This is a genomic window from uncultured Kluyvera sp. (assembly GCF_902485085.1).
In the GTDB taxonomy this organism is placed as follows: Bacteria; Pseudomonadota; Gammaproteobacteria; order Enterobacterales; family Enterobacteriaceae; genus Kluyvera; species Kluyvera ascorbata.
Genome location: NZ_CABTJS010000020.1, coordinates 1 through 18990, shown reverse-complemented (window position 1 = coordinate 18990; position 18990 = coordinate 1). Strand labels below are relative to the sequence as shown.

Sequence of the window (18990 nt, the reverse complement as noted above, 5' to 3'; positions counted from 1 at the left end):
AACAGCAAGGTTTTTCGCCTTAGGATTAATAGGTTACTTATTTGTTATTTTTGTCGTTACACCATAGAGCAATTCAGGCAAATTAGCAGTCCCGGCCCCCCTTCAGAATGTGAAATTATGATCGCGCTCACCACAGAACGTTTAGTCTGTACCCCAATCGTCGAAAGCGACTGGTCTTTTTTCTTATCGCTACAGCAGCATCCACAGGTCATGCGCTATGTGGCTGATAACCGACACGAAGAGGATATCAGGGCCGCTTTTGACACCAGGCTGCGTCCCTGGTCACCCGGCGCTGAACACTGGTTATGTCTGGTGGTGCGCGACTCTCTGCAAACGCCACTGGGCGTGACGGGCTATATCCATCGGGACAGCGACTGTGCGGAAGTGGGTTTTTTATTCGCCCCTGAAGCGCAGGGGAAAGGTTATGGCAGCGAGTCTCTTCGTGCGGTATGTGACTACGCCTTTCAACACGGCGACATACGCCGCCTGACGGCTACGGTCACTGCGGGCAATATCGCCTCGCGGCGAACGCTTGAAAAAATGGGATTTGTGCTTGAAGGCGAGCTACGAGAAAGCTACTTCCTGGCAGGAGAGTGGCAAAATGACTGGCTCTTCAGCCTATTGAGTCATGAATATAATCATTCACAGACATCTGGCTAATAGCGGTGTCAAAACGACTCTTTTACACTTTTCATTCTGTTAAATGAGGGGAAAAGATGTTGAATATCGCTACGCCGAGCCAGCCGGGATTAGAGTTTATTAAGCGTTATCAAGGGTTGTCACTGGAACAATACCAGGATGAAGAGGGGCTATGGGTGGTAGGCTACGGGCATTTGATACGCGGCCATGAGCGCTTCGAGACCGCAATAACCCTCTGCCAGGCTGAAATGCTCTTTCAGCAGGATGTCGCAGATTACCAGCATTTACTCCATCAATGCTTACGGGTGCCAGTCAGCCAGCGCCAGTTCGATGCCCTGCTATCGCTGGCATTCAGTCTTGGGCCCGAGGCGTTACAACAATCCCCTATCCTGCATAGCATTAATCAAGGCCTGTTTGCTGACGCTATTGCAGGCTGGCAACAGGAAGGGAAACGGCAGAGCAGCCTGGCGACAGAGCGCCAGGCTGAAGCAGAATTATTCCAGGCAGATATTACCTGAAGATTTTCTATTATTTAGCAGCATGGCAGCCTGTGTGCGGTTTTTAACGCCAAGCCGGCGGTACAACGACTCAAGGTGCGCCTTCACCGTTCCGGCGCTAATATCCAGCGCCCGGCTGATCTCTTTATTCGACTCACCGTTTGCCAACAACAATAATATTTCACGCTGACGCTGGCTAAGATTATCCAAACCCTGCTTATCATGTTCATAATCCATACGCCAGTCGCCCGGCAGGCAAATAAGCCCCCGCATCACACCTTTGATTGTCTGCACGAATATCTCAACGCTGGCATCTCGTGGAATAATAGCCTGTACGTTATAGGCCAGCATATCATTCAGCCAGGTGCGGTTATAATCATTCACAATAATGATACCTTTTGACTCCGGAAACTGCTGATGTTTTTCCTGCAACAGCCATTGGCAGAAGTCGTGATCCAGACCACCGTCCAGAATCAGTATCGCATCAGGATGCTGTAACAGCTGCCGCCACAGGTCATCGGCCTGACTAACAGCAGAAATATCAATTCCTGGAATATGTTCCTGTAAGCTTATTTTCATTCCATGAATAAATATTGACTGCCTGTCAAACATCACTACCTGCATAATTGATTCCCCATAAAAATGTAAAACGAATTCTAATGGCGTGAAGAGTAATCCTCACGGCATAAAATAAGAACCCGTCGTTTGGCCTGGGTCATTTTACGTAGATATCTGGCAATCTAAACATCACGATTATGAATGTTTACAACCCTCTCACTGCAATTACGCATTCAAATAAGTTATCACATCCCAATTAAGAATTGGATGATATAGCTGTCGATGGGATAATATTAATTGGTGGAATGTAGATTATTCTCGGGAGAATGGGAAGTGGCTAGTCCTGAATAGGACATTATTTGGCACGATGTGTAAATAACGCCTTTGATTCTCAAAGGCGTTATCCGGTGGCTTACAGGAACATACCGCCCGAGACTTCAATACGCTGCGCGGTCATCCAGCGTAGGTTATCGCTGAGCAGTGCGGCAATCGCATCGCCAATGTCATCCGGCAGGCCTGCGCGGCCCAGCGCAGTCTGCGAGGCGACATACTTGTTCAGATCGTCATTATCGCGAACGCGACCGCCGCCGAAATCCGTTTCAATCGCCCCCGGTGCAATGCTGTTGACTGAAATACCGCGCGCGCCCAGCTCTTTCGCCTGGTAACGGGTCAGCACTTCCATTGCCCCTTTCATTGAAGCGTAAGCGGCGTAACCCGGCAGGGCAAAACGCGCCAGCCCGGTCGAGACGTTCAGAATACGCCCACCCTCTGCTATCAGCGGCAGCAGCCCCTGGGTCAGGAAGAAGGGTCCCTTAAAGTGAATATTCATCAGCTCATCAAATAACGCCTCTGACGTCTCGGCAAAGGAGGCGTAGAGCCCAATGCCAGCATTGTTCACTAAATAATCAAATGTCTCGCGACCCCAGACCTGATTCAGTGCCTCTTTCACCTGTTGGGTGAAAGTAGCAAAGCTAGCAACATCGCTGACGTTCAGCTGCAATGCGACTGCTTTCGCCCCTGTTTGCTCAATTTCGGACACAACTTCCAGTGCAGCATCACGCTGGCTATTGTAAGTGAAGATAATATCCGTTCCCTGCGCGGCAAGCTTCAGCACCGCATTTTTGCCAAGTCCGCGGCTACCGCCGGTTACTAATGCAATACGTTGAGTCATGGGAAACCTCATTTCAGTGGGTGTGTTCGTTGAGAACAAGCTTATTAGGTGATAAAAGAACAATAAATATCCCTGATTACGCTTCACTGTCTCATCTGGAACAACAATAGGGCATTCTGATGGATAAAATTCACGCAATGCAGCTGTTCATCCGCGTCGCTGAACTGGAGAGTTTTTCTCGCGCGGCAGATACCCTGGGCCTTCCTAAAGGTAGCGTATCGCGGCAAATTCAGGCGCTGGAAAACCATCTGGGCTGTCGCCTGCTACACCGCACCACTCGACGGGTGCTGCTGACTCAGGATGGGATGGTCTACTACGAGCGCGCTAAGGATCTGCTCAGCAACCTCGACGAACTGGACAGCATGTTTCAGAGCGACCCCAGCAGCGTCAGCGGGCGGCTGCGCGTGGACATGCCGGTCAGCGTGGCGCGTAAAATCGTGATCCCCAAACTGCCCGCTTTTTTACAGCACTATCCCGGTATTGAGATCGAACTCAGCAGTAGCGATCGCCTGGTGGACGTCATTCGGGAAGGCTTCGACTGCGTAGTGCGCGTGGGTTCGCTGAAAGATTCCGGGTTGATTGCCCGCCCGCTCGGTAAGCTGACCGTCATCAACTGTGCCAGCCCAGGCTATTTGTCGCGCTTTGGCTATCCGGAGTCACTGGACGACCTCAGCAACCATGCGCTGGTCCACTACGCCACCAGTCTTGGCGTACGCCCGCAGGGGTTTGAAGTGGCCAAAGAGAACGGCACCCAGTGGGTCAAAACCGGCGGGGTGCTGACGGTGAACAGTACCGAGACTTATCACGCCGCCTGCCTGGCAGGGTTGGGGATTATTCAGGTGCCACGGGTGGGCGTGCGCGAGGCGCTGCACAGCGGTGAGCTGGTTGAAATTCTCCCGCAGTACCGGGCGGAGCCGATGCCGGTGTCGCTGATTTATCCGCACCGCCGGAATCTTTCGCGGCGGGTGCACCTGTTTATGGAGTGGTTAACCGGGGTGTTGCAGGGGTATGTGGATTGATCCCGCCGGCGCTTTGCTTGGCCGGGTTACAGGTCGCGATGGGTCCCCCGGACGAGGTGTAACGCACCGACTCCGGGAACCTTCTATACTTAAGTAAAAGCAATAAAAAGGAAAATTAACCTGATGACGTCGGAAAACAACGATAAACGTCTACAGCAAAAGGCTAGCAAGGCGCTGGATAGCGTCACCACCACGGCGCAGAAGATTCAGCGCCAGCCGATTATCGCGCACCTGATTCGCGCCGCCGAGCGCTTCAACGATCGGCTAGGAAATCAGTTTGGCGCGGCGATCACCTATTTTTCATTCTTATCGATGATCCCCATCCTGATGGTGTCGTTCGCTGCCGCCGGGTTTATCCTCGCCTCGCACCCGACGCTGTTGCAGGACATCTTCAATAAGATCCTGACCAACGTCAGCGACCCAACGCTCGCCGCCACGCTCAAAAGCACCATCAACACCGCCGTCCAGCAGCGTACCACCGTTGGTCTTGTCGGTCTGTGTATTGCGCTCTACTCCGGGATCAACTGGATGGGCAACCTGCGCGAGGCCATTCGCGCCCAGTCGCGAGACGTCTGGGAACGTACGCCGCAGGATCAGGAAGCCATCTGGATTAAGTACCTGCGCGACTTCATCTCGCTGATTGGCCTGCTGATTGCGCTGATTGTCACCCTCTCGATTACGTCGGTGGCCGGTTCCGCACAGCAAATGATTATCTCAGCGCTGTATCTCGACAGCATTGAGTGGCTGAAGCCCGCCTGGCGGCTGATTGGCCTGGCGATTTCAATTTTCGCCAACTACCTGCTGTTCTTCTGGATTTTCTGGCGACTGCCTCGCCATCGCCCGCGTAAAAAGGCGTTAATCCGCGGCACCTTTATCGCTGCCATCGGCTTTGAGGTGATCAAAATCATCATGACCTGGACGCTGCCAACGCTGGTGAAATCTCCTTCTGGCGCCGCGTTTGGCTCGGTGCTTGGCCTGATGGCGTTCTTCTACTTCTTCGCCCGTCTGACGCTGTTCTGCGCTGCGTGGATTGCCACCGCAGAGTACAAAGACGACCCGAGAATGCCGGGAAAAACCCACCGCTAAACGCTATGTTGGGCTGAAAATTTCAGCCCAACCCGCCGAATTAGCATATAAATCCAGCCTGTAACTTTTATTTAACCAAAAACCAGTTTTATCATCTAATCTACAAAAAATGTGAAGCATTTCATGTTTGATAATTTACGGGTATAGAAATTATCCACTTTTTGCTGCTCTTTGCGCCATTTTACAATCCTGTTACAGATTGAAATGTCGCTTTTGCTATGTCTAATATGGCCTTTCGTTCGCTATACATATTAGAAAAGACTATGACCAGCACAACACTCGATAACGAACAGGCTTCCGCTCCGGTTAACTCGCGTAACAAAGTCGTCGTGGCCTCACTCATCGGCACCGCCATTGAGTTCTTCGACTTCTATATTTACGCCACCGCCGCGGTCATCGTGTTCCCGCATATCTTCTTCCCACAGGGCGATCCGACGGCGGCAACGCTGCAATCGCTGGCAACGTTCGCTATCGCCTTCGTCGCTCGTCCTATCGGTTCCGCGCTCTTCGGCCACTTCGGTGACCGTGTTGGGCGCAAGGTCACGCTGGTCGCTTCACTGCTGACCATGGGGATCTCCACCGTGGTTATCGGCCTGCTGCCGAGCTATGCCACCATCGGCATTATGGCGCCGGTCCTGCTGGCGCTGGCACGCTTTGGTCAGGGTCTGGGTCTGGGCGGTGAATGGGGCGGCGCGGCGCTGCTGGCAACGGAAAATGCCCCGCCGCGCAAACGTGCGCTGTACGGCTCGTTCCCACAGTTGGGCGCACCGATTGGCTTCTTCTTTGCTAACGGTACCTTCCTGCTGCTCTCCTGGCTGCTGACCGACGAGCAGTTCATGACCTGGGGCTGGCGCGTACCGTTTATCTTCTCTGCGGTGCTGGTCATTATCGGCCTGTACGTGCGCGTCTCGCTGCACGAAACGCCGGTGTTCGCCAAAGTCGCTGCCGCGAAGAAACAGGTGAAAGTGCCAATGGGCACCCTGCTCAGCAAGCACGTCCGCGTGACGGTGCTCGGCACCTTCATCATGCTGGCGACCTATACGCTGTTCTATATTATGACCGTCTACTCAATGACCTACAGCACCGCCGCCGCACCAAATGGTCTGGGGCTGCCGCGTAACGAAGTGCTGTGGATGTTAATGCTGGCGGTGATTGGGTTTGGCGTGATGGTGCCGATTGCTGGCCTGCTGGCTGACCGTTTCGGTCGTCGCCCAAGCATGATTGTGATCACAAGCCTGATTATTATCTTCGCACTGTTCTTCTTCCAGCCGCTGCTGGGCTCCGGTAATCCGGCGCTGATTATGCTGTATCTGCTGGTTGGTCTGAGCCTGATGGGTCTGACCTTTGGCCCAATGGGTGCGCTGCTGCCGGAGCTGTTCCCAACGGAAGTGCGTTATACCGGCGCATCGTTCTCCTACAACGTGTCGTCGATTCTGGGTGCGTCTGTTGCACCGTATATCGCGGCTTGGTTGCAGAGTAGCTATGGGTTGTTCTACGTGGGTGTCTATCTGGCAGCCATGGCGGCACTGACGCTGATTGCGTTGCTGTTGACCCACGAAACCAAACATCACTCGTTATAAAAGCAAAATGATACGGCAGGCCCGATAAGGCGTTTATGCCACCATCCGGCCTGCCGTTCACCACAGCTAACGCCCCATTACTTCTTCATCTGGGACAATATGGTCCGACACTGATTCGCATCCCCTTCTGACGGCGAAACCAGCGCCAGCAGCGCGGCTGCGGGCGTCACCAGCGTCGCAAGAGCTGCCGCCATTGCACCGCGCGCAATCAGTGGCCCAACTTTAACCCCCGCCTGTGGATTTTTAAACGACCCCCTCACATACAGCGGCGAACGTAGAGTGATAATACGCAGCCCCTTACTCTCCGGGTCGATGGTCAAATCAAGCTGCTCAGAGGCCATGCTGGCGGTACCGGTCACGTTGATGACGGCATTTTCCGTGTCGAAGGCTAAAATTTGCGGCCGCGCTACACCGTTAACCAAATCCAGATTTGCTGCCGCACAGTTCACCCGTACCTCATCATCACCGAAGATTTGTCCAACGATAAAGTTACCGACGTTGAGCCCGAGGATCTCCATCAAATTACGGCTGACCAGCCCGTCATTCATCAGCAGCTTAAGGTTACCGTTGCTAGTACCCAGCAGCGCCGCTACCGAGTTGCCCACCCCACGAATATCCGCGTCGCCGTTCATTTCGCCGAGAGTCTTTTGCATCAGCTCAACGTTGGGCATGAGCGCTTTGAGTTTAAGCCGCCGCGCCTGAATATCCGCTCGCCCCTGCATCGGCTTTTTATCGCCTTCCAGGTGAATATTGGACGAGATAGTCCCTCCCGCCAGGCCAAATTTCAGCGGCTGAAGACGCAGGTCGGCATTTTTGAGGATGATATGGGTGGAGAGGTTGCTTATTGGCAGCGTACTTCCGTGCTCGATTTTGCCGCCCTTAAACCGAACATCGGCATCCATCATGCCCCATTTATCGGTTTCAAAGCGCTCATATGGCAATACTTTGCCCGCAGGCTGAATGTCCTTTTTCACCTCTTTCGACTTCGTGCCTTTACCCGAATCGACGCCAATCAGCGGCCCCAGGTCAGCGAGGCGCAGCTGGCGCGACTCGATATCGCCTTCCAGCTTAGGTCTAGGTTTGCCCGTGGTGTAGGTCAGCGATCCGTGAATGTCGCTGTCGCCAATGCGGCCGTTGAAATCGCGATAATCAAAGACCGAGGATTTCTGCGCGTCGATCTTCGCCACCAGGTGCCCATCGGTTTCAAACGGCGGCGTTTCCGGCAGCAATACGCCGGTCAGCTCATACAGCGCTCCCAGAGAGTCACCGGCAAACTTCAACCGCAAATCGACCCCGCCCATCTTCATGGGATCGTTAACCGTCCCAGTGAAGGCGACCCGCGTGTTCCCGGAGCGGAAATCTGCCTGTACCGGGAACGGTGTACCGTCGCTGCGCAGGGCCAGCATACCGCCAATTTTACCGGTTCCGGTTAGCGGCTGGCCGTTATAGCGCCCCTTCGCCGTCAGGCCGAAAACATAATCACCGGCTTTGGCGTTATCCCCTTTGGCTTTGTTACCGGTGACTTCACTAAACGGCAGCGGTTTACCCAGCGGATCGACCAGGATCTCGATATCAGCCTTGCTGATCTTGTCATCAATCGTAATTCGCCCACGATCGAAGAGAATATTGTCGAGACGGAAAGACCATGGGGAAGGCTGTGCATTGGCCTCTTTCTCGTCGCTGCCGGCGAGGTTAAAGGTCCAGTTATTGGTTTTCTCCGACAGGCGGATAAGGCGCGCATCGGGCTGCTGAAGTTTTATCCATGGTAGGTAAACTGTTTTCGTCAGCAGCGCCAGCGGCGCTAGCGTGGCCTCAACGCGCGGCAAGTGAACCATCGTCACTTCAGGAATATCCGGCGGGTTGCCGAGAATAATGTCGTCGGCATGGACGTGTGGCCAGGGCACCCAACTCCGCCAGCCGGTTTCCTCTTTTTGACGTTCCCATACCACGCCTAAATCGCCGCGTATCGCGAACGGTCGGTTCAGCTCGGCCGAGACCTTTTGGTTGATGGTTGGCTTAAGACGGTTCCAGTCGAATGTAGCGATAAAGATAGCGATAGCTACAATCAACAACAAAATAATCCCTGCGGTCCAGGATATAGCCCTGGCTGTTTTTGACATTGTTATCCCCTTTCCTGATGACTCTGTCTATAAAACTATAGTCCAGGCATAAGGAAGCGGGCGTTTCACAAGATCGTTAACACGTTTTCGAGGGTATCCATCGGCACCGGTCGGGAAAGGAAATACCCCTGCGCGGCGGCGGCGGGAGAGTTTTGAATTTCACGCCACTCTTCCAGCGTTTCAACCCCCTCAACAATCACCCCTTCACAGTAGCGGTTCATTAGCTCAATCAGCAGGATAAACAATTTACGGCCTTCAGGAGTTTTGCGCAGCATGATGAACAGATCGCGGGCCACTTTGATGTAGTCGTAGCGCACCTCATTTAGCGCCGAGAAGTTGGCCATGCCGGTGCCGAAATCATCCAGCCACAGCGGGCCAAATTCACACAGCGAGGCCACCGTAGAGTCTTGCGGCAGCGCCATATGCTCAACCAGTTCGAAGCGTAGCCAGGGCAGCGTCTCAATCATGGTTTTCAGGATCCGGTCCTGACGCATTTCCAGCAGCGTCATCGCATCGACGTTCACCGATGCCAGCACCTTATTCTGCTCAAAGAAATGCTTTCTTTTTGCCAGCATTGCCACCTGTTCTTTGATGACATGGATGCGTTGGCCGATAGAAACCGCAGCGAAGTAACGATCCGGGGCAATACGCTTTTGTGGTTGAGAGGGATGGGTCACTATCGTTAACACTTCAATCGCCATCAAGCGGCCATGAATAGTGTAGATAGGCTGGTAGGTATAGACACGCTCACACTCTTGCCAGTATCGCAGTTGCTGTAGGCTTTCCAGCTCCGCATCAGGTACTCTCGCCCGCTGGTTCACCTGCTTTAACGTCATTTAAGCTTCCTGTGAAGAGAGGGTCAGAGGGTCTAGTGATAAAGTTATCGGCGGGGTAAGTGAGAACTTTATGTTCAGTTTTAGCCATTTTATTACCGCTAAAATGAATAAATCGGTCGTAACACGCGCTAGCTCAAAAAAATAATGGAACGTTGTTTTAATATAGTTGACCAACGATTAGCCACAGCGCACACTACGAAAAATTTACCGAATCAGGTTGATGATTATGTCCAAAAAAATTGCCGTGATTGGCGAATGCATGATTGAGCTGTCCGAGAAGGGCGCACAAGTTAACCGCGGCTTTGGCGGCGACACCTTAAACACGTCCGTCTATATTGCTCGCCAGGTCTCTCCTGCTGAACTCAGCGTCAATTACGTCACCGCGCTCGGTACGGATACCTTCAGCCAGCAGATGATGGATGCCTGGCAGGCTGAGAACGTCAAAACCGACCTGATTCAACGCATGAGCGATCGTATGCCAGGCCTGTACTACATCGAAACCGATGAGACCGGCGAGCGTACGTTCTACTACTGGCGTAACGAAGCCGCGGCGAAGTTCTGGCTGGAGAGCGAGCAGTCTGCCGCTATCTGTGAACAGCTGGCAGGCTTTGACTACCTCTACCTGAGCGGTATCAGCCTGGCGATCCTCAGCCCAGCAAGCCGTGAGAAGCTGATTGCGCTGCTGAAACAGTGCCGCGCTAACGGCGGTAAGGTCATCTTCGACAATAACTACCGTCCACGCCTGTGGGCCAGCAAAGAAGAGACTCAGCAGGTTTACCAACAAATGCTGCAGTGCACCGATATTGCCTTCCTGACGCTGGATGATGAAGACGCGCTGTGGGGCGAGAAGCCGGTTGAAGAGGTTATTGCACGTACTCAGGCCGCTGGCGTCAGCGAAGTGGTAGTGAAACGCGGCGCAGACTCTTGCCTGGTGGCGATTACCGGCGAAGCGCTGGTTGATGTGCCAGCGGTTAAGCTGCCGAAAGAGAAAGTGGTTGATACCACCGCGGCGGGCGATTCCTTCAGCGCAGGCTATCTGTCCGTTCGCCTGACCGGCGGCGATGCGGCGGCGGCGGCGAAGCGCGGTCACCAGACGGCGAGCACCGTGATTCAGCACCGTGGGGCGATCATTCCACGCGACGCGATGCCGGCGTAAGTTTGCGGGTATAAAAAAACCTCTTCCGGTTGGGAGAGGTTTTTTTTCGTCTGTGCGTTTCCCCTCACCCCATTGGGGAGAGGGTTAGGGGGAAACCGCTACTGCGCTGGCGGAATATCCGTCACATCCAGGTGACTCTCTTCCGTCGCCGTCGCCGCTTCCGCCGTCGGTGTCAGCATAATATTGCCCCACACCTCTTGCAGATCCTTCATGTTGTACTCCGGCTCACCGGTCGGCTGCTGAAGAATCAGCGCCATATCCTGAGACAGCTGCTGACGCAGATCCTGGTTAAGCATATCCGGGGTCAGAGACTCGAGGAAACTCTGACGCAGCTTCTGGTACTGCTCCGGCGCAATATCAACAACCTGGTTCTGCAACGAGCGCATACGCTGGCTAATCAGCATTTCGGTATCCATCCGCGCGTAGGTAGCAAACAGCTTCTGCAGCTCCAGCTTTTTCTGCGCAATCAGAGAATCAAACTCATCTTCCGGCAGACCTTTTTCTCGGATAGCGGCCAGCTCACGCGCCACCACGCCCAGATTACTCTCCAGCTTCTCGCCCGGAGATTCCAGGTTAATGCCGCACTGGGCACGCAGATACAGTACGCGGCAGTCAAAGCCCAGGCCGATATCCTTCACGTTGGTGCGGCTCAGCTTCTGCTGGATATGCCAGAACAGCGCTTCACGCGCCAGGTCAGCTCGCCAGTAGCGCTGCAGCGCGGCGGACTCACGAATCGGCTGCCACGGGATATCCCACATAATGGAGAGACGATCCTGGCGCACGGCGTTGGTCATGATGCTCACCGCTTCCGGACGCAGCGGTGACAGCGTTGGCACCGCGGCTGGCGTTTCACGTTTGCCCTTCAACTCGCCGAAAATCTTGCTAATTTGTTCAATGGTAGAACGGCTATCCACGTTGCCGACGATAATCAACGTCATGGCATCCGGGGTGTACCATTTTTGATAAAACTCGGCTAAGTGCTTCGCATCTACCGGCAGTTTCAGCGGCTCAGCCGGGTCATGACCCAGCATGGTAGAACCCTTCAGGCGGTAGCGCCACCAGCCCTCTTTGGTATCCTGCGGCCAGGTTGCCACCATATCCTGCACGCCCAGCGCGTAGTTGACGGTGTCCGGCGTGATGCTCAATTTACCCATCGAGGTAGCCAGCCAGTTCAACGCCTCTTTTTGCAGATCGTTGCGGTTGTTTGGCAGGCTCAGGTTAAATCGGGTGTAATCATATGAGACGATCGCGGGCGGCTGCGGGCGTTTTGGATCAATGCTCTGCTGCCACATGGAGCGTGCCTGCATCGTTTGCAAGCCGCCGCTTTGGGTTAGCGCGATACGAGGAATAAGGTGGCTATAACCCGTTTGCTGGGCGCTTTCATCTAATGAACCAATATCAATCGAGAGCCGGATTTCTACACGGTCACTCGGGCGCTGCGGAGTGGCAAGCACCTGCCACTGAAAGCCATTAGACAACGTACCCTGTTGCCAGGCCGGGTCCGGCTGGAGTGCTTCTGCCTGCACATAGCTGGCTGCTGCCATCATCAGCAAACCACCGGCTAAAAGTCGAATTGTTGTGCCCTGCATGTGAACCCCTGATGAACGTTCCTGGTTATCCCCAGCGGAGTCCGGGCTGCTTGAGCGCGGGCTCTTTAGGGTATAAAAGACAACCGCCGCGGGCGATTGCCTAAAATAATGAAGTAAATACGTCAGTTAGACCACACAATCGCAAAAACGTCACATGGCTAAGGAAAATAAAATACTGGCTATAAGCAGCCAAATAATGACGCCGCCTAATTATGCGCAGGAGCCCGCACTCCAGCAAGGGAGTACGGGCTTAAGTGAGGAGATTAAGAGGATAATTCGTGCGATTTTTTAGCCGTCGGACGGTTATTGAGCACGTCGTCCAACTGTTTAGCGTCCAGCTGTTTCACTCGTTTTGCCACCACAATCGTCGCCACACCGTTACCAATCAGGTTGGTTAACGCTCGCGCTTCTGACATAAAGCGGTCAATACCCAGAATCAGCGCCAGACCGGCAACCGGCAGATGACCTACCGCAGAGATGGTCGCCGCCAGCACGATAAAGCCGCTACCGGTTACCCCAGCAGCCCCTTTAGAAGAGAGCAGCAGCACCACCAGCAGCGTCACCTGATGGAAAATATCCATGTGGCTGTTGGTGGCCTGGGCGATAAATACCGCCGCCATCGTCAGGTAAATCGAGGTACCGTCGAGGTTAAACGAGTAGCCGGTCGGAATAACCAACCCCACCACCGACTTCCGGCATCCCAATTTTTCCATCTTATCGAGCATACGCGGTAGCGCCGACTCGGAAGAGGAGGTCCCCAGCACAATCAGCAGCTCTTCGCGGATATAGCGGATAAATTTGAAAATGCTGAACCCGGTCGCGCGGGCAATTGAACCCAGCACCACCACCACAAACAGAATACAGGTGATATAGAAACAGATAATCAGCTGACCAAGCTGCACCAGGGTACCGACGCCATATTTACCAATGGTGAAGGCCATCGCCCCGAACGCACCAATCGGTGCCAGGCGCATGATCATATTGATGATACCGAAGATAACCTGCGAGAAGCTTTCAATAACGTTGAAGATCAGCTGGCCTTTGCTGCCCAGGCGATGCAGCGCGAAGCCAAACATCACCGCAAACAGCAGCACCTGAAGAATGTTGCCGCTAGCAAAGGCACCGATAACGCTGGAAGGAATAATATCCATCAGGAAGGCAACAATGCCCTGGTCTTTTGCCTGCTCGGCGTACATCGCCACGGCCTTGGCATCAAGCGTGGCGGGGTCAACGTTCATTCCCGCGCCCGGCTGAACCACGTTAACAATAATCAGGCCAATAATCAGCGCGATGGTGCTGACCACTTCAAAGTAGAGCAGCGCCACGGCGCCGGTGCGCCCTACCGCTTTCATGCTTTCCATGCCCGCAATGCCGGTGACTACCGTACAAAAGATAACCGGCGCAATAACCATTTTAATCAGTTTAACGAAGGCATCGCCGAGCGGTTTCATTTGAGCGCCCAGTTCCGGGTAATAGTGACCGAGCAACACACCGATCACTATCGCCGTCAGCACCTGGAAGTAGAGGCTTTTGAAGAAAGAGGTTTTCATAGGATGTCCTTAAGCTATAGCCACAGGAAATGTAGGGATTATTTTTACCTGTCGGCACAAAATAACATCCAAGAAACATAATCGAAATATTTGTACGTTAATTTGATACTTAATTGTTAAAACCTTGAGCTGACACGCACAATCACTAACTCTGCTCTCCCGGAAGCAGTGAATTGTCCTTACCCAAATAATCTTGCTCAAACACGTCGATTGGCACGGCGCGCGCAAACAAAAAGCCCTGCAGGATATCGACATCCGCCGCTCGCAGCCACGCATATTGCTCTTTACTTTCAACACCTTCTGCAACCATCTTCAGGTTAAGACTACGCCCAAGCTGGATGATAGCCGCCACCATGCTGGTATCTTCCGGCAGGCTGTCGATAAAGATTTTGTCAATCTTGAGAATGTCCACGGGGACCGATTTCATATGCTGTAGCTGACGCAGACCGGCGTAGCCCATACCAAAATCATCCAGCGCAATTCTGACCCCGGCGTTACGCAGTGGGCGTAAAATCGCTACGGCGGCTTTCGGGTCGTCAATACGTCGGCTTTCCGTCACTTCCAGAATCAGCGTACCCGGCGCGATGCGGTATCGGTTGAGCAGCGCCAGCATGTCAGAAACCATATCGTGATGCAGAAGCTGTAGCGCAGAGATGTTGACTGAAATCGGCAGCATAATGCCGCGCGACTGCCAGACGGCAAGCTGGCGGCAGGATTCTTCAAGCACCCAGTGCCCGACCGTCACCATCAGGCCGCAGGACTCAATGCTGTCGATAAGATCGTTGGGCAACGCCCAGCTGCCGTCCGGCTGGCGCTGACGCAGCAGGACTTCCGCGCTGCACACCTTGCCAGTCGTGGTCGCCACCTGAGGCTGGAGCCAGATAGAAAACTGCTCGTTATCCAGCGCGGTCAGAATGTCGCTCTCTTCAGTCAGGCGCTTTTGTGCTTTTACCATCTGCTCCGGGTCAAAAAACTCAATCTGGTTTTTCCCTTTACGGCGGGCAGTAAAGGCCGCCGAGAGCGAGCGGCGGTAGAACTGTTCCGCCGTGAGTCCGTCATTGTACATCGCAATACCCACGCTGGCGCTTGGACGCAGCTGAATACCCTGCAACGGCAAACGTTCATTGATGATAGTGAGTACTTGCTGACCTAATGTAATCGCATGCCACGGCTCTTTGACGTCGTAGGCCAGAATCGCAAAGTCGTAGCCGCTCACCTGCGCCAGCACCATGCGCGGCGAAATCACCTGTTTAATCTTCTCAGCCAGCGTCAGCAGCAGCATTTCCCGCTGCTCTTCTTTCAGTACGCCCGCGGTGTCCTGCAAGGTTTCACAGGCGACGGTCAGCAACGCCACCGGCGTTTTGCGCGCCAGACTCTGCTCCAGCAGCCCTAACAGGAAAGCCTTATTTGGCAGGTCTGAGACCGGGAAACGGGTCGACTGGCCGCTCAGTTCGTCATACTGGCGCAGCAGCGCCTGCTGGTTACGGTTGTAGCTGCGTACCAGCGTACCGATTTCATCGTCATGATGCAGGCGCGGTAGCGAAAGCTGATGGCCAATGCGATCGGCCCCCGGCAGGTCGTGAATCTCATAGGCAATGCTGCGCAGCGGCCTGACAATCAGCCGATTGATGCACCAGGTCAGCGCCACGGTCAGCATCAAAACGAGTAAAAAGTAAGCGGTCACTATCGTTGCCAGCGCGCTCATCACGAACTTATACATACGATAAGGATCAGCCTGAAGCACCAGATAGGCCAACGGCTGTGGGTTTGCCGGACGCTCCAGCGAATACAGCGGCAGTGAAATTTGTACCGGGAGTTCAAAAATACGCGTGATGTTAACCGGAACCGGACGCTCTGGAATAAAGCTCATCCGCAGCGCCTGAAACTGGTTTGGCAGCACCACGTCGGCACGACTCACGATGCCCGCAGGTTGAATGCGTTCAAGAATGGACTCTGCTTCGGGAATATCGGCTTTAAGGATGGCCGCCGACAGCGGTTGACGTACCGAGCGGGCGATACTCTCTAATTGCGTCGCGGTGTTATAGCGATCCTGCTGGACAAAGTGGAACAATAAGATGAAGCAAAAGACGAATAAAAACAACATGGTAACAACTGCCACCATGGCCATTTGTTTTATTGTAAGGGAACGGCTAACGCGCAAAAGAGCTCTCCACTAATACGAACGTATTGCTCAGGCAACGAGAATAACGAGGCTGGCGACAAAGTCAAAATAGACTCCGTCGTAATAATTATAACCCGGCGTAGTACCGGGTTATATAAGACGAATACCTATATTCGGAACGGCAGGATTACCAGTCTGCGTAAGGCGTGAGCGGCTGCGGTGGCATATCAAGGTCGCCCTGCCAGCCGGCGGCAGAGTAACGCACGTAAAGCAACGCGTGACTCGGGGTGTAATCCTTCGCCTGCTGGATATCGACACCTGCGCCCACAAACCAGTTGGATGTCACACGACGTTCGATGATGGCTCTCGCGGTGTAGCCGAAGCCCTGGCTACTGCCGCCGTGGTTTACATCCTCGCTGGCTTTTTGCTTCCAGGGTTGCGGAATCAGGTTCATCAGCGGATAGCGCGGCTCCGTACTGGTGCGCGAATGCGACCAGGAAACCGAACCACCTAACTCCCACGACCAGTTTTCCGTACGTTCACGCCAGTTAACCGGCACCGCAAACGACACATACTCCTGCGGGCTGTAGTAGCCCCCCTGACCGAGGGTGTAGCCGCTCAGATCCTTCTGGTAGTGCCAGATCATGTTGTTGAGCCCAACGGTCACCCGACGGTTATTCTCGTTGATAACCTTGTAGTAATACCCCGTCATCCAACGAACACGCCAGTTGTCGTCTACGTTTTTACCCGACAGTTGGTCGCCACCGAGCGAAGCCCATACGCCGTTGGCTTCACCTTTGTCATAGCTCAGGCTAATGCCGCCGCCGTTAGCGCGCACACCACCCCAGGTCGTGCCTGTGTGTGCACCATTGTCGTTATCCTTTTGCCCACCAAATGCCAGTAGCGAGCTGGAGATCGGACGGCGATGCGCATTGACCGTGTAACCCAGCGGGCCGACGTCGCTGCTGTAGCTCAGGCCACCGACCACGTCCACCACGTTAAAGCCCATCGGGGTGGTGCCAATATCTGCGTTCCAGGTGTCATTTTTCCAGCCAATCGCCACGCTGGCACCGCTGTCGCTTTGGTGCGTTGACCCGCTACAGGCAGATAAATCACAGGTGCCCCACTGTTTCTTATACTGGTCATTTTTATCGGTGGAGAAACTCCCCGCGTCCATGTTCACCAGATCCGAACGGAAGAACATGCGACCATCGGCCAGCGGTGCGTCCACCTGGAACATCGTGGTATGGGCTTTCAGATCGGAATAGCCACCCGTACCGCTTGAACCCCAGTAATCGTGCTGTAGCGTGACGTTTAAATCCTGCTGGCGATATAAATCCGCCGCGTCGCTGCGCACGCCGCGCTTGAGCCAGTCGTCTTTTTCGTCGTTACGCGTCAGACGGGTAAAGGTGTCGTTATCCACCGGCCGCGTTGGCGTGACCTGCGCGGCTACCATCGCATCTTTGTAGGTTTCCAGCGCCTGTTTCGGGTTTCCATCCTGCGCCTGATAACGGGCGGCATCACGCAGCACCATCGCGGTATCCATTGACGGTGGCTGCGCTTTTGCCTGCGGGATCAGGGCGGTCATCATTTGCTGAGCCGCGGCGGTATCACCCAGTTTTGCGCTAACCAACGCGATACGGCGCTGAGTATTGAGTGAACGTTCGCCCTCCGCGGGCAATTGCGCCAATTGCTGGCGGGCTGCCAGCGCGTTGCCATCAGCAGCATAGACTTCCGCCATGCCCAGATGCGCATCGTCGTCATGCGGGTCTTTCGCCAGCACGGCGTTAGTTACAATCACCGGATATGCCTGCCGGTGGACGCTCCGCGACCTTCTACAACATTCTCCCACTGCATGACGGTAACCATTATCAGGGGCAGAGCAAAACGGCGGACTATAAGACTCGAGCGCAGAAATTGTTTGATGAACTGGACGACTTCTTTACCGAACTGGAGAAGTCGGGTCGTAGAGTGATGGTCATCGTAGTGCCGGAACACGGCGCGGCGCTGCAGGGCGATAAAATGCAGGTTTCTGGTCTGCGCGATATCCCAAGCCCGTCGATTACCCACGTACCGGCTGCGATTAAATTCTTCGGTATGAAAGCACCGCATCAGGGTGCCGCTATCGATATTAATCAGCCAAGCAGCTACCTGGCGGTTTCCGAATTGGTTGCACGCGCGGTAGACGGTAAAATCTTCACCGAAGATAGCGTCGACTGGTCGGCCTTTACCGGCAACCTGCCGCAGACCGCCGCGGTGTCAGAGAACTCTAACGCCGTCGTCGTTCAGTATCAGGGTAAACCATACGTTCGCCTGAACGGCGGTTCCTGGGTGCCGTACCCACAGTAAAACGAAAAAGGCCGCAGAGTTTTACCCCTGCGGCCCGGTTCGGGCGCATGCTGCCACTGCGGCGGACGAACGCCCGTCAGTTGACGTTATTTCCGGTTACGCCACCAGCTCAGAATCGCGCTGGTGATAATTCCCACCGCAATCGGAGCTGCCAGATCGTGCCAGAAAAGCACGCCAAGCTCTGCGAGCGTCATGTAGCCGCCTTGGTTGCAATAGCAACAGTTCGCGGCTATTCTCTTGATGTCTGGTCAAGTGATAGCCCCCGTTATGTTGCTGGTTTATACCAAACAACGTGCGGGGGTTTTCTCTTTCCAGCAACCGATGCCGCCGGGGATCAAGCCCCCGCAACATTGCGCCTCACCGGGAAACCCGGCTTGCCGACGATACTACTGCAATCAGCCCTTCAACTCGCCGTCTCCACCCCATTTTCAGAATAGCACCCGACCTGCCCGTAGCCCGGCCGAGCGCAGCGACGCCGGGATGAGTACCGAGCAGTCCCGGGGTCGGCGTAAACGCCTCGCCCGGGCTACCAATACGAAAAAGGCCGCAGGATTTTACCCCTGCGGCCCGGTTCGGGCGCATGCTGCCACTGCGGCGGACAAACGCCCGTCAGTTGACGTTATTTCCGGTTACGCCACCAGCTCAGAATCGCGCTTGTGATAATCCCCACCGCAATCGGAGGTGCCAGATCGTGCCAGAAAAGCACGCCAAGCTCTGC

The 18990-nt window shown here is 54.4% G+C and carries 15 protein-coding genes and 2 pseudogenes; 7 read left to right on the top strand and 10 right to left on the bottom strand.

What is annotated here, in order from left to right:
* Positions 1–117 precede the first annotated feature (117 nt).
* Positions 118–660: a GNAT family N-acetyltransferase gene (locus RDN66_RS03530; RefSeq protein ID WP_202217016.1), complete on the top strand. Its 543-nt coding sequence runs from the start codon at positions 118–120 to the stop codon at positions 658–660.
* A gap of 56 nt (positions 661–716) precedes the next feature.
* A complete protein-coding gene (locus RDN66_RS03525; RefSeq protein ID WP_202217015.1) occupies positions 717–1157 on the top strand; it encodes a lysozyme in 441 nt (146 codons plus the stop codon).
* On the opposite strand, the gene RDN66_RS03520 is transcribed toward RDN66_RS03525, so the two are convergent.
* Together RDN66_RS03520 and RDN66_RS03515 are read right to left on the bottom strand one after the other, a co-directional pair.
* Complete coding sequence (locus tag RDN66_RS03520) at positions 1134–1760, bottom strand: response regulator transcription factor (RefSeq protein WP_035893914.1); 627 nt, start codon at positions 1758–1760, stop codon at positions 1134–1136. The two genes, RDN66_RS03525 and RDN66_RS03520, sit on opposite strands and share 24 nt — an antisense overlap.
* A gap of 346 nt (positions 1761–2106) precedes the next feature.
* Positions 2107–2865, bottom strand: a complete 759-nt coding sequence (locus tag RDN66_RS03515) for an SDR family oxidoreductase (protein ID WP_308537556.1) — start codon at positions 2863–2865, stop codon at positions 2107–2109.
* A 119-nt stretch (positions 2866–2984) separates the two neighbouring features.
* Here RDN66_RS03515 and RDN66_RS03510 point away from each other — a divergent pair, with 119 nt between their 5' ends.
* From RDN66_RS03510 to RDN66_RS03500, 3 genes are all read left to right on the top strand, one after another.
* Entirely contained in the window at positions 2985–3884 is a 900-nt protein-coding gene (locus tag RDN66_RS03510; RefSeq protein WP_123650923.1) for a LysR family transcriptional regulator, read from the top strand.
* Between the two features lie 123 nt (positions 3885–4007).
* Positions 4008–4970, top strand: coding sequence for an inner membrane protein YhjD (yhjD, locus tag RDN66_RS03505; protein ID WP_035893919.1), 963 nt, complete (start codon positions 4008–4010; stop codon positions 4968–4970).
* 263 nt (positions 4971–5233) lie between these two features.
* Positions 5234–6550, top strand: coding sequence for an MFS transporter (locus RDN66_RS03500; RefSeq protein WP_123650924.1), 1317 nt, complete (start codon positions 5234–5236; stop codon positions 6548–6550).
* Between the two features lie 77 nt (positions 6551–6627).
* Here RDN66_RS03500 and RDN66_RS03495 read toward each other — a convergent pair whose 3' ends face one another.
* Complete coding sequence (locus tag RDN66_RS03495) at positions 6628–8670, bottom strand: AsmA family protein (RefSeq protein ID WP_308537555.1); 2043 nt, start codon at positions 8668–8670, stop codon at positions 6628–6630.
* A gap of 65 nt (positions 8671–8735) precedes the next feature.
* Complete coding sequence (gene pdeH, locus RDN66_RS03490) at positions 8736–9506, bottom strand: cyclic-guanylate-specific phosphodiesterase (RefSeq protein WP_202217014.1); 771 nt, start codon at positions 9504–9506, stop codon at positions 8736–8738.
* Between the two features lie 226 nt (positions 9507–9732).
* Here pdeH and RDN66_RS03485 point away from each other — a divergent pair, with 226 nt between their 5' ends.
* Positions 9733–10662, top strand: coding sequence for a sugar kinase (locus RDN66_RS03485; protein WP_035893927.1), 930 nt, complete (start codon positions 9733–9735; stop codon positions 10660–10662).
* Positions 10663–10760: 98 nt separating this feature from the next.
* On the opposite strand, the gene RDN66_RS03480 is transcribed toward RDN66_RS03485, so the two are convergent.
* From RDN66_RS03480 to bcsC, 4 genes and pseudogenes are all read right to left on the bottom strand, one after another.
* Positions 10761–12251 carry a pitrilysin family protein gene (locus RDN66_RS03480; protein WP_308537554.1) on the bottom strand — a complete coding sequence of 497 codons (1491 nt, stop codon included), beginning with the start codon at positions 12249–12251 and terminating at the stop codon, positions 10761–10763.
* 263 nt (positions 12252–12514) lie between these two features.
* Positions 12515–13801: a dicarboxylate/amino acid:cation symporter gene (locus RDN66_RS03475; protein WP_035893929.1), complete on the bottom strand. Its 1287-nt coding sequence runs from the start codon at positions 13799–13801 to the stop codon at positions 12515–12517.
* A gap of 145 nt (positions 13802–13946) precedes the next feature.
* Positions 13947–15962: a biofilm formation regulator HmsP gene (gene hmsP, locus RDN66_RS03470; RefSeq protein ID WP_308537553.1), complete on the bottom strand. Its 2016-nt coding sequence runs from the start codon at positions 15960–15962 to the stop codon at positions 13947–13949.
* A gap of 148 nt (positions 15963–16110) precedes the next feature.
* Positions 16111–17760 (bottom strand): annotated as a pseudogene (gene bcsC, locus RDN66_RS03465) (cellulose synthase complex outer membrane protein BcsC); the annotation flags it as partial.
* On the opposite strand from bcsC, the pseudogene bcsG reads away from it, so the two are divergent.
* Positions 17736–18272 (top strand): annotated as a pseudogene (gene bcsG, locus RDN66_RS03460) (cellulose biosynthesis protein BcsG); the annotation flags it as partial. The pseudogenes bcsC and bcsG overlap by 25 nt on opposite strands.
* Positions 18273–18358: 86 nt before the next feature.
* Here the strand turns inward: bcsG and RDN66_RS03455 are convergent.
* Together RDN66_RS03455 and RDN66_RS03450 are read right to left on the bottom strand one after the other, a co-directional pair.
* A complete protein-coding gene (locus RDN66_RS03455; protein WP_115073682.1) occupies positions 18359–18466 on the bottom strand; it encodes a type I toxin-antitoxin system toxin Ldr family protein in 108 nt (35 codons plus the stop codon).
* Positions 18467–18891: 425 nt separating this feature from the next.
* Positions 18892–18978: a type I toxin-antitoxin system toxin Ldr family protein gene (locus tag RDN66_RS03450; RefSeq protein WP_374043977.1), complete on the bottom strand. Its 87-nt coding sequence runs from the start codon at positions 18976–18978 to the stop codon at positions 18892–18894.
* Positions 18979–18990 lie beyond the last annotated feature (12 nt).